This is a genomic window from Pseudomonas sp. 8 R 14 (assembly GCF_900005955.1).
Classification (GTDB): Bacteria; Pseudomonadota; Gammaproteobacteria; order Pseudomonadales; family Pseudomonadaceae; genus Aquipseudomonas; species Aquipseudomonas marginalis.
Genome location: NZ_CVTH01000038.1, coordinates 72,238 through 85,531 on the forward strand (window position 1 = coordinate 72,238; position 13,294 = coordinate 85,531).

At 62.5% G+C, this 13,294-nt stretch carries 16 protein-coding genes; 12 read left to right on the forward strand and 4 right to left on the reverse strand.

What is annotated here, in order from left to right; genetic code table 11:
- Position 1: 1 nt before the first annotated feature.
- The 10 genes from BFQ01_RS06965 (at position 2) to hemN (ending at position 9,049) form a co-directional block, all read left to right on the forward strand.
- The gene (locus BFQ01_RS06965) at positions 2–187 is read left to right on the forward strand and encodes a CcoQ/FixQ family Cbb3-type cytochrome c oxidase assembly chaperone (protein WP_003193169.1); all 186 of its coding nucleotides are present in this window, start codon (positions 2–4) and stop codon (positions 185–187) included.
- Positions 184–1,161 carry a cytochrome-c oxidase, cbb3-type subunit III gene (gene ccoP, locus BFQ01_RS06970; protein ID WP_065924737.1) on the forward strand — a complete coding sequence of 326 codons (978 nt, stop codon included), beginning with the start codon at positions 184–186 and terminating at the stop codon, positions 1,159–1,161. Before BFQ01_RS06965 ends, ccoP begins: the two co-directional genes overlap by 4 nt.
- Before the next feature lie 172 nt (positions 1,162–1,333).
- Positions 1,334–1,588, forward strand: coding sequence for a type II toxin-antitoxin system Phd/YefM family antitoxin (locus BFQ01_RS06975; protein WP_065924738.1), 255 nt, complete (start codon positions 1,334–1,336; stop codon positions 1,586–1,588).
- Complete coding sequence (locus BFQ01_RS06980) at positions 1,588–1,998, forward strand: type II toxin-antitoxin system VapC family toxin (RefSeq protein WP_065924739.1); 411 nt, start codon at positions 1,588–1,590, stop codon at positions 1,996–1,998. The genes BFQ01_RS06975 and BFQ01_RS06980 overlap by 1 nt, the downstream gene beginning before the upstream one ends.
- Positions 1,999–2,205: 207 nt before the next feature.
- Positions 2,206–3,633 carry a cytochrome c oxidase accessory protein CcoG gene (gene ccoG, locus BFQ01_RS06985; RefSeq protein WP_065924740.1) on the forward strand — a complete coding sequence of 476 codons (1,428 nt, stop codon included), beginning with the start codon at positions 2,206–2,208 and terminating at the stop codon, positions 3,631–3,633.
- Positions 3,634–3,648: 15 nt separating this feature from the next.
- On the forward strand, positions 3,649–4,188 hold the full coding sequence (locus BFQ01_RS06990) for a FixH family protein (RefSeq protein WP_065924741.1): 540 nt from the start codon (positions 3,649–3,651) through the stop codon (positions 4,186–4,188).
- 8 nt (positions 4,189–4,196) lie between these two features.
- The gene (locus BFQ01_RS06995) at positions 4,197–6,647 is read left to right on the forward strand and encodes a heavy metal translocating P-type ATPase (protein WP_065924742.1); all 2,451 of its coding nucleotides are present in this window, start codon (positions 4,197–4,199) and stop codon (positions 6,645–6,647) included.
- Positions 6,648–6,669: 22 nt separating this feature from the next.
- Positions 6,670–6,888 carry a cbb3-type cytochrome oxidase assembly protein CcoS gene (gene ccoS, locus BFQ01_RS07000; RefSeq protein WP_065924743.1) on the forward strand — a complete coding sequence of 73 codons (219 nt, stop codon included), beginning with the start codon at positions 6,670–6,672 and terminating at the stop codon, positions 6,886–6,888.
- Entirely contained in the window at positions 6,881–7,564 is a 684-nt protein-coding gene (locus BFQ01_RS07005; protein WP_065924744.1) for a sulfite exporter TauE/SafE family protein, read from the forward strand. The genes ccoS and BFQ01_RS07005 overlap by 8 nt, the downstream gene beginning before the upstream one ends.
- Positions 7,565–7,666: 102 nt before the next feature.
- On the forward strand, positions 7,667–9,049 hold the full coding sequence (hemN, locus tag BFQ01_RS07010) for an oxygen-independent coproporphyrinogen III oxidase (RefSeq protein WP_065924745.1): 1,383 nt from the start codon (positions 7,667–7,669) through the stop codon (positions 9,047–9,049).
- Here the strand turns inward: hemN and BFQ01_RS07015 are convergent, their stop codons facing one another.
- Positions 9,050–9,517: a hypothetical protein gene (locus BFQ01_RS07015; protein WP_083221141.1), complete on the reverse strand. Its 468-nt coding sequence runs from the start codon at positions 9,515–9,517 to the stop codon at positions 9,050–9,052. It abuts the gene before it with no gap.
- A 151-nt stretch (positions 9,518–9,668) separates the two neighbouring features.
- Between BFQ01_RS07015 and fnr the strand changes: the two genes are divergently transcribed.
- Both fnr and BFQ01_RS07025 read left to right on the forward strand, forming a co-directional pair.
- Positions 9,669–10,403, forward strand: a complete 735-nt coding sequence (gene fnr / locus BFQ01_RS07020) for a fumarate/nitrate reduction transcriptional regulator Fnr (protein ID WP_065924746.1) — start codon at positions 9,669–9,671, stop codon at positions 10,401–10,403.
- Between the two features lie 79 nt (positions 10,404–10,482).
- Entirely contained in the window at positions 10,483–11,031 is a 549-nt protein-coding gene (locus BFQ01_RS07025) for an adenine phosphoribosyltransferase (RefSeq protein ID WP_027603721.1), read from the forward strand.
- Between the two features lie 78 nt (positions 11,032–11,109).
- Here BFQ01_RS07025 and recR read toward each other — a convergent pair whose 3' ends face one another.
- The 3 genes from recR to BFQ01_RS07040 form a co-directional block, all read right to left on the reverse strand.
- Positions 11,110–11,712, reverse strand: a complete 603-nt coding sequence (gene recR / locus BFQ01_RS07030) for a recombination mediator RecR (protein WP_065924747.1) — start codon at positions 11,710–11,712, stop codon at positions 11,110–11,112.
- Positions 11,713–11,778: 66 nt separating this feature from the next.
- On the reverse strand, positions 11,779–12,813 hold the full coding sequence (locus tag BFQ01_RS07035; protein WP_065924748.1) for an NADP-dependent oxidoreductase: 1,035 nt from the start codon (positions 12,811–12,813) through the stop codon (positions 11,779–11,781).
- Between the two features lie 132 nt (positions 12,814–12,945).
- Positions 12,946–13,284 (reverse strand): YbaB/EbfC family nucleoid-associated protein, encoded by a 339-nt coding sequence (locus tag BFQ01_RS07040; protein WP_003193199.1) that lies wholly within the window; start codon positions 13,282–13,284, stop codon positions 12,946–12,948.
- Between the last annotated feature and the right edge of the window lie 10 nt (positions 13,285–13,294).

A 13,294-nucleotide genomic window follows, 5' to 3' on the forward strand; every position in this document is an offset into this window, starting at 1 on the left:
CATGGATATCGGGATGATTCGAGGCCTGGGCACCGTTGTGGTGATGGTGGCCTTTATCGGCCTGGCGCTGTGGGTGTTCAGTCCCCGGCGCAAGTCGGAGTTTGACGACGCGACCATGTTGCCCTTTGCGGATGATCCCGAAGCCATCAAGCACGTCGAGCAAGCTTCTAGGAGTAACAAAGAATGACTACGTTCTGGAGTCTGTACGTCACAGTCCTCAGCCTGGGTACCATCTTCGCCTTGACCTGGCTGTTGCTGTCGACCCGCAAGGGCCAGCGCGCCGAGCAGACCGACGAGACCGTCGGCCACTCGTTCGACGGCATCGAGGAGTATGACAACCCGCTGCCCAAGTGGTGGTTCATGCTGTTCGTCGGCACCATCATCTTCGCCCTTGGCTACCTGGTGCTCTACCCCGGCCTGGGCAATTGGAAAGGCCTGCTGCCGGGCTACAACTACCTCGACAACGACAAGCAAACCCCGTTCGCCAACGGCCAGACCGGCTGGACCGGCGTGCACGAATGGGAAAAGGAAATGGCCAGGTCGGATGCCAAGTTCGGGCCGATCTTCGCCAAATTCGCGTCGATGCCGATTGAAGATGTCGCCAAGGACCCGCAAGCCTTGAAGATGGGCGGTCGCCTGTTCGCCTCCAACTGCTCGGTATGCCACGGCTCCGACGCCAAGGGCGCCTATGGCTTCCCCAACCTGACCGACGCCGATTGGCGCTGGGGTGGCGAACCGGCCACCATCAAGGAAACCATCATGAAGGGCCGTCATGCCGTCATGCCGGCCTGGCTGGACATCCTCAAGGAGCAAGGCATCAGCGACGTTGCCGCGTTCGTCGTCACCAACCTCGACGGCCGCAAGCTGCCGGAAGGCGTGAAAGCCGATGTGGCCAACGGCGAGAAACTCTTCGCCGCCAACTGCGTGGCCTGCCACGGCCCGGCCGGCAAGGGCACCCCCGCCATGGGCGCGCCGGACCTGACCCACCCGGGTGCATTCATCTACGGTTCGAGCTTCGCCCAACTGCAGCAGACCATCCGTTGGGGCCGCCAGGGCCAGATGCCTGCGCAGGAGCAACTGCAAGGCAACGACAAGGTGCACTTGCTCGCGGCGTATGTCTACAGCTTGTCCCATGGGGATAAGAAGGCTGACGAGCAGTAAAGCTCACCGACACACAAAAGCCCCGCCTGAGTGATCAGGCGGGGCTTTTTTATAGATCGCATCGACACCCCCATGGGAAAAGCACGTTGACCGCTTGTAGCTTTAAGCTTGTGGCTCGCCAAGGCCAAGTAGTAACGTAACTACATTCAACCCGCTCCAGGGGAGGCGCACCATGACTTTCACCACCATTTCCAGTCGCGAATTCAATCAAGACACAAGCGGTGCCAAAAAAGCCGCTCGCCAAGGCCCGGTTTTTATCACCGATCGCGGCAAGCCTGCCCATGTACTGCTAAGCATTGAGGACTACCAGAAGCTGACAGGTCTCAATGCCAACATCGTTGACCTGCTGGTGATGCCGGAAGCGGCCGATATCGACTTTGAAACCGAACGTGCCGTGGTCACTCATCGACCCGTGGACCTCTCTTGATGTATCTACTCGACACCAACGTAATCTCTGAACTGCGTAAACCCCAGGCTGATGCGAACGTGGTCGCCTGGGCCAAAAGTGTCAGCGCACCGCGTATGTTTATTTCGGCAATCACCCTGAAAGAATTGGAAACCGGGGTCTTGCGCATTGAGCGGCGCGACCCGGCTCAGGGGAAAGTGTTGCGAACCTGGCTCAAGCGTCATGTGATGCCGGCCTTTGATGCCAGAATCCTGCCCGTCGATGCGGCAGTCGCGTTGCGTTGCGCACACTTGCATGTGCCGGACCGCGCCAATGAAAGTGACGCATTGATTGCCGCGACCGCGCTGGTGCATGGGCTCACGGTTGTCACGCGCAACGTCAGCGACTTCAAATCCAGTGGCGTTCCACTGATCAATCCTTGGGACGAATGACCGCCTCCCCCACGAAAACCGTCCATACTTCCCAAGTCAATTGATCCAGGTCACGTACACCATCAATTGATTTCCCCCAACGCGACCAAAGGTCGCACCCTTTGAGCACCATCGGGGGCGTATCATTACGCCACTGCAAGACCCTTAATTTGACCCCGGTTGGCACGTACTGGCCGAGGCAAATCTCCACCGCCGTGGGATGCAATGATGAGCAACCAGATACCGGTACATGACGTTACCCCGCCTGCCAAAAACGCCAGCAGTGCTGACACCAAGACTGTCGACCTGTACGCCTCGCGCGAAAAAATCTACACCCGCGCCTTCACTGGCCTGTTCCGCAACCTGCGCATGCTCGGCGGTGCCGGCCTGTTCCTGCTCTACTTCGGCACGGTGTGGCTGAATTGGGGTGGCCACCAGGCGGTGTGGTGGAACCTGCCGGAACGTAAGTTCTTTATTTTCGGCGCGACCTTCTGGCCCCAGGACTTCATCCTGCTGTCGGGCATCCTGATCGTCGCGGCGTTTGGCCTGTTCTTCATCACGGTGTACGCCGGCCGCGTGTGGTGCGGGTATACCTGCCCGCAAAGCGTGTGGACATGGATCTTCATGTGGTGCGAAAAGGTCACCGAAGGCGACCGCAACCAGCGCATCAAGCTGGACAAGGCGCCCATGGGGGCCAACAAATTCCTGCGCAAATTCAGCAAGCACACGCTGTGGCTGTTGATCGGTTTTGTCACCGGCATGACCTTTGTCGGCTACTTCTCGCCGATCCGCGAGCTGGTGTTCGACTTCTTCACCGGCCAGGCCGACGGCTGGTCGTATTTCTGGGTCGGCTTCTTCACCCTCGCCACCTACGGCAACGCCGGCTGGCTGCGCGAGCAGGTGTGCATCTACATGTGCCCGTATGCGCGCTTCCAGAGCGTGATGTTCGACAAGGACACCCTGATCGTTTCCTACGATCCACGCCGTGGCGAAGTGCGTGGCCCGCGTAAAAAAGGCACCGACTACAAGGCCCAGGGCCTGGGTGACTGCATCGACTGTACGATGTGCGTCCAGGTATGCCCCACCGGTATCGACATCCGCGACGGCCTGCAAATCGAGTGCATCGGTTGCGCCGCCTGTATCGACGCCTGCGACACCATCATGGACAAGATGGAATACCCGCGCGGCCTGATCAGCTACACCACCGAGCACAACCTGTCGGGGCAGAAAACCCACAAGTTGCGCCCACGCCTGATCGGTTATGCCCTGGTGTTGCTGGCGATGATCAGCCTGTTGGCCGGGGCGTTCTTCATGCGTTCGCTGGTGGGCTTCGACGTGAGCAAGGACCGCGTGCTGTACCGCGAAAACGCCGAAGGGCGCATCGAAAACGTCTACAGCCTGAAGATCATGAACAAGGACCAGCGCGATCACACCTACGTGCTCGACGCCGCCGGCCTGCCGGACCTCAAGCTGCAAGGCCGACGTGAAATCAGAGTGGCGGCGGGCGATATCGTCAGCATGCCGGTGGAGCTGTCGAGTGCACCGGAGCAACTGCCGTCAAGTACCAACGAGGTGAAATTCATCCTCACCGATGCCGATGACGCCAGCGCCCACGTTGAAGCCAAGAGCCGATTCATCGGCCCACAAGTTCGATAACGAGAGAACTGAACAATGCCCGTAGCCACTGCCGCAAGCCCCTGGTACAAGCACCTCTGGCCCTGGATCATCATTGGGATCCTGGCCTGCTCGGTGACCTTGACCTTGTCCATGGTGACCATCGCGGTGAACAACCCGGACAACCTGGTCAACGACAACTACTACGAGGCCGGCAAAGGCATCAACCGCTCCCTGGACCGCGAACGGTTGGCCCAGACCCTGCAACTGCGCGCCAAGCTGCACCTGGATGAGCTGACCGGCGAAGTCGAGCTGCAACTTACCGGCTACAGCAACCCGAACACCCTGGAACTGAACCTGATCTCCCCGACCCAGCCGGAGAAGGATCGCAAGATCAACCTGACCCGCAGCGACAGCGAACCGGGCCGCTACATCGGCCAGGTCACCGACAAGGTCGAAGGCCGCCGCTTCGTGGAATTGCTGGGCGTGGAAGGCGACAGGACCTGGCGCCTGTTCGAGGAAGAAGAAGTCAGCCACGACAAGGACTTGCTGCTGGGTGATGAACCGTTGCAGGGTGCTGAAGACCTGAAAAAATAGCAGCGCCCATGACCAGCCCAACCCCCTGCTACCACTGCGCCCTGCCCGTCCCGTCCGGCAGTCGGTTCACCGCCGTGATCCTCGGCGAGCGCCGCGAGCTGTGCTGCCCCGGCTGCCAGGCCGTGGCCGAAGCGATTGTGGCCGGTGGGCTGGAAAGCTATTACCAGCACCGCAGCGAAGCCTCGGCCAACCCCGAGACGCTGCCGGTGCAACTGGTGGATGAACTGGCGCTGTATGACCGCGCCGACGTGCAAAAACCCTTCGTGCACCACGAAGGCGACCTCGCCGAAACCACCCTGCTGATGGAAGGCATCAGTTGCGCCGCCTGTGGCTGGTTGATCGAAAAACACCTGCGCAGCCTGCCCGCCGTGGCCGAGGCGCGGCTGAACCTGTCCAACCATCGCCTGCAGGTGCGCTGGGCCGACGGGCAATTGCCGTTGAGCCAGGTGCTCAGTGAACTGCGCCATATCGGCTATGCCGCCCACCCGTATCAAGCAGACCGTGCGGCCGAGCAACTGGCCAGCGAAAACCGCCTGGCCCTGCGCCAGCTGGGGGTCGCCGGACTGCTGTGGTTCCAGGCGATGATGGCGACCATGGCCACCTGGCCGGAATTCAATATCGACCTGAGCCCCGAGCTGCATGTGATCCTGCGCTGGGTGGCAATGTTTCTGACCACCCCCATCGTGTTCTACAGCTGTGCGCCGTTCTTCAAGGGCGCCATGCGCGACGTGCGTACGCGTCACCTGACCATGGACGTGTCGGTGTCCCTGGCCATTGGCGGGGCTTACCTGGCCGGGATCTGGACCGCAATCACCGGCGTGGGCGAGTTGTATTTCGATGCGGTGGGCATGTTTGCGCTGTTCCTGCTGGCCGGTCGCTACCTGGAGCGCCGTGCCCGGGAGCGCACGGCCGCCGCCACCGCGCAGCTGGTCAACCTGCTGCCCGCCTCATGCCTGCGCCTCAAAGGTGACGGCCAGAGCGAACGCATTCTCTTGAGCGAACTGGTGCTGGGCGACCGCGTGCTGGTGCATCCGGGCGCGGTTCTGCCGGCAGATGGGGTGATCCTCGACGGCCGCTCCAGCATCGATGAATCGCTGCTCACCGGTGAGTACCTGCCGCTGCCGCGCCAAACCGGTGATGCCGTCACCGCCGGCACGCTGAACGTCGAAGGCGCGTTGACCGTCGAAGTCCGCGCCCTGGGCCACGAGACCCGCCTGTCCGCCATCGTACGCCTGCTGGAGCGTGCCCAGGCCGAGAAGCCGCGCCTGGCGCAGATCGCCGACCGCGCCGCGCAGTGGTTCCTGTTGTGTTCGCTGATTGCCGCGGCGGTGATCGGCCTGTTGTGGTGGGAGCTGGATTCATCGCGGGCGTTCTGGATCGTGCTGGCAATGCTGGTGGCCACCTGCCCCTGCGCGTTGTCCCTGGCCACGCCGACCGCCCTCACCGCCGCCACCGGCACCCTGCACAAGCTCGGGCTATTGCTGACCCGTGGCCATGTGCTCGAAGGCCTGAACCAGATCGACACGGTGATCTTCGACAAGACCGGCACCCTCACCGAAGGCCGCCTGGCGTTGAAAGCGATCCGGCCGCTGGCCGCCTTGAACAGCGACCAGTGCCTGGGCCTCGCCGCCGCCCTGGAAAACCGCTCCGAACACCCGATTGCCCGCGCCTTCGGGCGTGCGCCGCTGGCCGCCGACGAGGTGCTCAGTTCCCCGGGCCTTGGCCTGGAAGGCCGTGTCGGCACACGCCAGTTGCGCATCGGCCAGCCGGGGTTTGTTTGTGCACTCAGTGGTTGCCCGATTCCCGCCGCTCCGGAGGATGACGGCCAATGGCTGCTGCTGGGCGACGGCGACGGTGCCCTGGCCTGGTTCGTCCTCGACGACCGCCTGCGCAGCGATGCCCCTGCCCTGCTGGCCGCCTGCAAGGCGCGTGGTTGGCGCACGCTGCTGCTGTCGGGGGACAGTTCGCCGATGGTCGCCAGCGTCGCCGCTGAACTGGGTATCGATGAAGCCCACGGCGGCCTACGCCCAGACGACAAGCTCCACGTGCTGCAACAACTGCACAAGGAAGGCCGCAAGGTGCTGATGCTCGGCGATGGCGTCAACGATGTGCCGGTGCTGGCCGCCGCCGACATCAGCGTGGCCATGGGCTCGGCCACAGACCTGGCCAAGACCAGCGCCGATGCGGTGCTGCTGTCCAACCGCCTGGATGCCCTGGTGCAAGCCTTCACCCTGGCGCGGCGCACCCGCCGGGTGATCATTGAAAACCTGCTGTGGGCGGGACTGTACAATGGCCTTATGCTGCCGTTTGCCGCCCTCGGTTGGATCACTCCGATCTGGGCGGCGATCGGCATGTCCCTCAGTTCGTTGACCGTGGTGCTCAATGCCCTGCGCCTGACTCGCCTGCCGAGTGCGCAGGCCAGAAGCGCCCCTTTGGTAACCCGTCCGCTGCCGGCTTGAGCCGCGCGGGCATGGAGTGCAGATGCCAGCTCTATACGTGATGATTCCGGCGGCGCTGCTGTTAGTGGGCGTGGCCATCTACATCTTCTTCTGGGCGGTGGACAGCGGCCAGTACGACGACCTCGACGGCCCGGCCCACAGCGTGCTGTTCGACGACCAGGACCCGAACCACCTGGCGGCCGTCGACGAAGCCAACGGCCCCGAGCAACCGCCCGTGCCCAAAGCCCCACCCCATGCTTGAGCTGGCGCCGCTGCTGGTCTCTGCGCTGATCCTCGGCCTGCTGGGCGGCGGCCATTGCCTGGGCATGTGCGGCGGGCTGATGGGCGCGCTGACCCTGGCGATTCCCAAGGAACAGCGCAGCCGCCGGTTCCGCCTGCTGCTGGCGTACAACCTGGGGCGCATCCTCAGCTATGCCACCGCGGGGTTATTGATCGGCCTGGCCGGCTGGGCGGTGGCCAACAGCCCGGCGGCCCTGTTCATGCGTGTGCTCGCCGGGTTGCTGTTGATCTGCATGGGGCTGTACCTGGCCGGTTGGTGGAGCGGCCTCACCCGTATCGAAAGCCTCGGGCGCGGCCTGTGGCGCTGCATACAGCCCGTCGCCAACCGTTTGCTGCCGGTATCCAGCCTGCCCCGCGCGCTGCTGCTGGGCGCGCTGTGGGGCTGGTTGCCGTGCGGGCTGGTCTACAGCACCCTGCTGTGGGCCGCCAGCCAGGGTAATGCGCTGGACAGTGCGCTGCTGATGCTGGCTTTTGGCTTAGGCACATGGCCGGTACTGCTGGCGACCGGGTTGGCGGCCGAACGCGTGACCGCGTTATTGCGCAAGCGCAGCGTGCGGATGGCCGGTGGCCTGCTGGTGATTGTTTTCGGTATCTGGACCCTGCCAGGTCCGCACCAGCACTGGCTGATGGGCCATTAAAAGGCTATGTGGCATAGCGCCGCTCCCCGTTGATGCAAATCAAGATGCCCTACCGGCCACGCCCCTAGACTCGGCTCACTAGCCTATCCGGGGAATGCCCGCATGCTCGACGCCATTCGTTGGGACTCACATCTGATTCACCGCTACGACCTGGCGGGACCGCGCTACACGTCCTACCCCACCGCCGTACAATTCGACAGCCAGGTCGGCACCTTCGACCTGCTCCAAGCCCTGCGCGAAAGCCGCAAGGCCACGCGACCGTTGTCGCTGTATGTGCATGTGCCGTTCTGCGCGAACATTTGCTACTACTGCGCGTGCAACAAGGTGATCACCAAGGACCGCGGCCGCGCCCAGGCCTACCTGCAACGCCTGGAGCAGGAGATTCAGTTGGTGGCCTGCCACCTCGACCCGAAACAGTCGGTTGAACAACTGCACTTCGGCGGCGGCACCCCGACCTTTCTCAGCCACGACGAACTGCGCCAGGTCATGGGCAGCCTGCGCCAGCACTTCAATCTGCTCGACGACGACTCCGGCGACTACAGCATCGAGATCGACCCGCGCGAAGCCGACTGGGCGACCATGGGCCTGCTGCGTGAACTGGGCTTCAACCGTGTGAGCATCGGCCTGCAAGACCTCGACCCGGACGTGCAGCGCGCGGTCAACCGCCTGCAAAGCCTGGAAGAAACCCGCGCGGTGATCGACGCCGCGCGCACCCTGCAGTTTCGCTCGATCAATATCGACCTGATCTACGGCCTGCCCAAGCAGACGCCGATCAACTTCGCGCGCACCGTGGAGGAAGTGATCAAGCTGCAGCCGGACCGCCTGTCGGTGTTCAACTACGCGCATCTGCCGGAACGCTTCATGCCCCAACGACGGATCAACAGCGAGGAACTGCCGTCGCCGGAATCCAAGCTGCTGATGCTGCAGACCACCATCGAGCAACTGACCCAGGCCGGCTACCGCTATATCGGCATGGACCACTTCGCCCTGCCGGACGACGAACTCGCCATTGCCCAGGAAGAAGGCACGCTGCAACGTAACTTCCAGGGCTACACCACCCACGGCCATTGCGACCTGATCGGCCTCGGCGTGTCAGCCATCAGCCAGATCGGCGACCTGTACTGCCAGAACAGCAGTGACCTGAACGGCTATCAGAACGCCCTGGCCAACGCCCAACTGGCCACCAGCCGTGGTTTGATCTGCACCACCGACGACCGCTTACGTCGGGAAGTGATCCAGCAGTTGATCTGCACGTTCAGCCTGGCCTTCGAGCAGATCGAACAGGCGTTCAACATCGATTTTCGCGGGTATTTCGACGAGGTCTGGCCGCAACTTGAGGCGATGGCGCAAGACGGCCTGATCGAACTGGATGCCCAAGGCATTCGCGTGCTGCCCGCCGGACGGCTGCTGGTGCGTTCGGTCTGCATGGTGTTCGATGCGTATCTGGAGCACCAGAACCGGCAGCGGTTTTCGCGGGTGATCTAGTTACATCGACAACGACGCGGCTTTGAGCGCGTCATCGGCGCTCATGGTCTTCATCGCTTTGGCCAGAGAGGTCTGGGCCGTCATCAAACCTGCCTGCAACGAACTGATCGCGCCTTGCACATTGGCGGTCTTGGCCCGGGCCTGCTCCGGGGTCAAGCTTTTGTCTGCCGCGATCGCCTGAAGCTCAGCCATTTTCTCGGCGATCTGCTGTTTCAGCTTGCGGATCATTTTCAGCACCTGCTTGACGTTATCGTCCAGGCCGCTGTCGTCGATATCGGCATTCGCGCTTTTGGGCGCCCCGGCCGCCTTGAACGCTGCGGCGGAAATAGTCACCGTCACCCCTTCAATCACCTTGGTTTCAGGCGCCGGCGCGGTCACGGGCAGCTTTTCCTCGGCCTCGGCAGCGGGCTTCAAGTCCTGCACGCTGGGTACACGGATGGCAGGGTTGTAAGCCGCGATAACAGACATGATCCGAGCTCCGAAGGGTAGATGTGCAACTGTATCGGCATCGGTACAAAAAGCTTTATACCGTTGCTTGTTTTTTGTACAGGCTGGCTTCACTGCCCACCAGTGCGGTACCCTTACGTATTATGTGTGTTTTCCCACAAGGATTTAAGAAATGTCCGAGCCAGTCAAACTGCGCGCTCACAGCCAGGCTCACTGCAAGGATTGCAGCCTGGCTCCCCTCTGCCTGCCACTTTCGCTGAATCTGGAAGACATGGAAGCGTTGGACGAAATCGTTAAACGCGGTCGCCCGCTGAAGAAAGGCGAGTTTCTGTTTCGCCAGGGGGACAAGTTCGATTCCGTCTATGCAGTACGTTCGGGCGCGCTGAAGACCTTCAGCCTGAGCGACAGCGGCGAAGAGCAGATCACCGGTTTCCACCTGCCCAGCGAGCTGGTCGGGTTATCGGGCATGGACACCGAGATTCACCCGGTGTCGGCCCAGGCCCTGGAAACCACGTCGGTGTGCGAAATCCCCTTCGAGCGCCTGGACGAACTGGCCCTGCAATTGCCACAACTGCGCCGTCAGTTGATGCGCGTGATGAGCCGCGAGATTCGTGACGACCAGCAGATGATGCTGCTGTTGTCGAAGAAAACCGCCGACGAGCGCATCGCCACCTTCCTGGTCAACCTGTCGGCGCGGTTCCGTGCCCGTGGTTTCTCGGCCAACCAGTTCCGCCTGAGCATGTCGCGCAACGAAATCGGCAATTACCTGGGCCTGGCAGTGGAAACCGTATCCCGTGTGTTTACCCGCTTCCAGCAGAGCGAACTGCTGGCCGCCGAAGGCAAGGAAGTGCACATCCTCGACCCGATCCAGCTGTGCGCACTCGCCGGTGGTTCCTTGGAAGGCTGATGCAGACGCTTGCGGCCGCGCCAATCGGTGAGGCCGCAGGTATACTTCGAGTCCGTTTTCCGCCCAGGACTCTTCGACGATGACTTTCGATTCGTTCGACATCAAATCCCTGATCCGCCCGGTCATCGACTTCCCCAAGCCTGGGGTGATCTTTCGTGACATCACACCGCTGTTCCAATCGCCCAAGGCCCTGCGCCTGGTGGCTGACACCTTTGCCCATCGCTATGTCGAGGCCGATTTCAGCCATATCGGCGCGATGGATGCGCGCGGCTTCCTGATCGGCTCGATCATCGCCTACCAACTGAACAAGCCGCTGATCCTGTTCCGCAAGCAGGGCAAGCTGCCGGCTGACGTGCTGTCCGAGGGTTACCAGACCGAATACGGCGAGGCCTTCCTCGAAGTGCATGCCGACAGCCTGTGCGAAGGTGATTCGGTGCTGATGTTCGATGACCTGATCGCCACGGGCGGTACCTTGATCGCGGCGGCCAACCTGGTGCGACGCATGGGGGCGAAGATCTTTGAAGCGGCGGCGATCATTGACCTGCCGGAACTCGGCGGCTCGCAACGCCTGGAAGACATGGGCATCCCGACGTTTTGCCTGACCCGCTTTGCCCTCACCGAGCGGTAACGGTTGCGCGGACTGACGCTATCAGGGGCAAGTGGATTCGCCGCACTGCCCCTCCCACATTTGATCCTGCGCTGATCGTTAGAGCGCGATCGGTTTACGACCGGCGAACGAATGCGCCAACGTGCCGCCGTCCACCAACTCCAACTCGCCCCCCAGCGGCACGCCATGGGCGATTCGCGAAGTGAACAGGCCTTTGTTGCTCAGCAGTTGGGCGATGTAATGCGCGGTGGCTTCACCTTCCACGGTCGGGTTGGTGGCCAGGATCACCTCGGTAAAGGTGCCCTGCTCCTCAATACGCGCCACCAACTGCGGAATGCCGATGGCCTCCGGCCCCAGCCCATCGAGCGGCGAGAGGTGGCCCTTGAGCACGAAGTAGCGCCCGCGATAACCAGTCTGCTCTACCGCGTACACATCCATCGGCCCTTCCACCACGCACAGCAGCGTGTCGTCGCGGCGCGGGTCGGCGCATTGCGGGCAGAGTTCTTCTTCGGTGAGGGTCCGACACTGGCGGCAGTGACCCACCCCGATCATGGCCTGGCTCAAGGCCTGGGCCAGCCGGGTACCGCCGCTGCGATCACGCTCCAACAGTTGCAGCGCCATGCGTTGGGCGGTTTTCTGGCCGACACCCGGCAACGTGCGCAGGGCGTCGATCAGTTGGCGAATCAGGGGGCTGAAGCTCATGGGCGAGTGGTCCGTCAAAACAACGAGACGCGGTTTATACCCGCGCCTCGGATTAGCGTCAAATGCTCAATCCTGCGCGACCCGTACCACCAACTTGCCGAAGTTGCGCCCTTCCAGCAAACCGATAAAGGCTTCGGGCGCCTGCTCCAGGCCCTCGACCACGTCTTCGCGGAACTTGATCTTGCCGTCGCGTACCCACGGCGCCATGGCGCTGAGGAACTCCGGCTGGCGATCACCGTAGTCGTCAAACACGATAAAGCCCTGGATCCGTACACGCTTGGTCAACAACGTGCGTTGCAGCGCCGGCAAGCGGTCAGGCCCGCTGGGCGCTTCATGGGCGTTATAGCCGGCGATCAGCCCGCACAGGGGGATGCGCGCCTTGGGGTTGAGCAACGGCAGCACGGCGTCGAACACCTTGCCACCGACGTTTTCGAAATAAATGTCCACGCCCTTGAAGCAGGCCTGGGCCAAGTCGTCGGCAAACGTTGCGCTTTTGTGGTCGATGCAGGCATCAAAACCCAATTCGTCCACCACATAGCGGCACTTCTCGGCACCGCCCGCAATCCCGACCACACGCAGGCCCTTGAGCTTGGCCACCTGGCCGACCACCGAACCCACCGCGCCGGAGGCAGCCGCCACCACCAGGGTTTCTCCGGCTTTCGGCTGGCCGATGTCCATCAGGCCCATGTAGGCGGTCATGCCCGGCATGCCCAGTACCCCCAGGGCCATGGACGGGCTGGCCAGGCCATTGGGCACCGGGATCAGGTTGCGGCCGTCGGAAATGCTGTGGCTCTGCCAACCGGTGGCGCCGACGACCAGATCACCCACCTCGAATTTCGGATTACGCGATTGCTCGACACGGCTGACAGCCCCGCCGGTCATCACCTCGTCGATTTCCACCGGCGCGGCGTAGGACGGTGCGTCGCTCATGCGCCCGCGCATATAAGGGTCGAGGGAGAGGTAGAGCGTCTTCAGCAGGACCTGGCCGTCTGCCAATTCCGGCAAGGTCACCCGTTCCAGGCGGAAGTTTTCCGGCGTGGGTGCGCCTTGAGGGCGTGAGACCAGGACAATGCGCTGGTTCAAAGTCGGTTCGTGAGGCATGAAGGGCTCCTTGATCGAATCTATCGGTATAGGGTGCAGACCATGGGTGCCGCGCCAGGGTTCGATTGGATTGGCACAAACAAAAATGCCAGGCACGAGGCCTGGCATTGGAGTCTAGCTAAAGCCTGGCGATCAGAACGGCAGCTTCATGCCCGGTGGCAGTTGCATGCCGGCGGTCACGCCGGACATTTTGTCCTGGCTGTTGGCTTCGATCTTGCGCACGGCGTCGTTGACGGCCGCGGCGAACAGCGCCTCCAGCATTTCCAGGTCATCTTCGCCCACGCCTGGCAATACGCTTGGGTCGATGCTCACGCGCTTGATGTCGTGACGACCGGTCATCACCACACTGACCATATCGCCACCGGCTTTACCGGTGACTTCGGCGTTGGCCAGCTCTTCCTGCATCTTGGCCATCTTTTCCTGCATCTGCTGCGCCTGCTTCATCAGGCCGGCCATGCCACCTTTCATCATGGGAATCACC

Coding starts and splice junctions, on each gene's coding strand:
- BFQ01_RS06965 (WP_003193169.1), top strand. CDS start 2: ATGGATATCGGGATGATTCGAGGCCTGGGCACCGTTGTGGTGATGGTG.
- ccoP (WP_065924737.1), top strand. CDS start 184: ATGACTACGTTCTGGAGTCTGTACGTCACAGTCCTCAGCCTGGGTACC.
- BFQ01_RS06975 (WP_065924738.1), top strand. CDS start 1,334: ATGACTTTCACCACCATTTCCAGTCGCGAATTCAATCAAGACACAAGC.
- BFQ01_RS06980 (WP_065924739.1), top strand. CDS start 1,588: ATGTATCTACTCGACACCAACGTAATCTCTGAACTGCGTAAACCCCAG.
- ccoG (WP_065924740.1), top strand. CDS start 2,206: ATGAGCAACCAGATACCGGTACATGACGTTACCCCGCCTGCCAAAAAC.
- BFQ01_RS06990 (WP_065924741.1), top strand. CDS start 3,649: ATGCCCGTAGCCACTGCCGCAAGCCCCTGGTACAAGCACCTCTGGCCC.
- BFQ01_RS06995 (WP_065924742.1), top strand. CDS start 4,197: ATGACCAGCCCAACCCCCTGCTACCACTGCGCCCTGCCCGTCCCGTCC.
- ccoS (WP_065924743.1), top strand. CDS start 6,670: ATGCCAGCTCTATACGTGATGATTCCGGCGGCGCTGCTGTTAGTGGGC.
- BFQ01_RS07005 (WP_065924744.1), top strand. CDS start 6,881: ATGCTTGAGCTGGCGCCGCTGCTGGTCTCTGCGCTGATCCTCGGCCTG.
- hemN (WP_065924745.1), top strand. CDS start 7,667: ATGCTCGACGCCATTCGTTGGGACTCACATCTGATTCACCGCTACGAC.
- BFQ01_RS07015 (WP_083221141.1), bottom strand. CDS start 9,517: ATGTCTGTTATCGCGGCTTACAACCCTGCCATCCGTGTACCCAGCGTG.
- fnr (WP_065924746.1), top strand. CDS start 9,669: ATGTCCGAGCCAGTCAAACTGCGCGCTCACAGCCAGGCTCACTGCAAG.
- BFQ01_RS07025 (WP_027603721.1), top strand. CDS start 10,483: ATGACTTTCGATTCGTTCGACATCAAATCCCTGATCCGCCCGGTCATC.
- recR (WP_065924747.1), bottom strand. CDS start 11,712: ATGAGCTTCAGCCCCCTGATTCGCCAACTGATCGACGCCCTGCGCACG.
- BFQ01_RS07035 (WP_065924748.1), bottom strand. CDS start 12,813: ATGCCTCACGAACCGACTTTGAACCAGCGCATTGTCCTGGTCTCACGC.
- BFQ01_RS07040 (WP_003193199.1), bottom strand. CDS start 13,284: ATGATGAAAGGTGGCATGGCCGGCCTGATGAAGCAGGCGCAGCAGATG.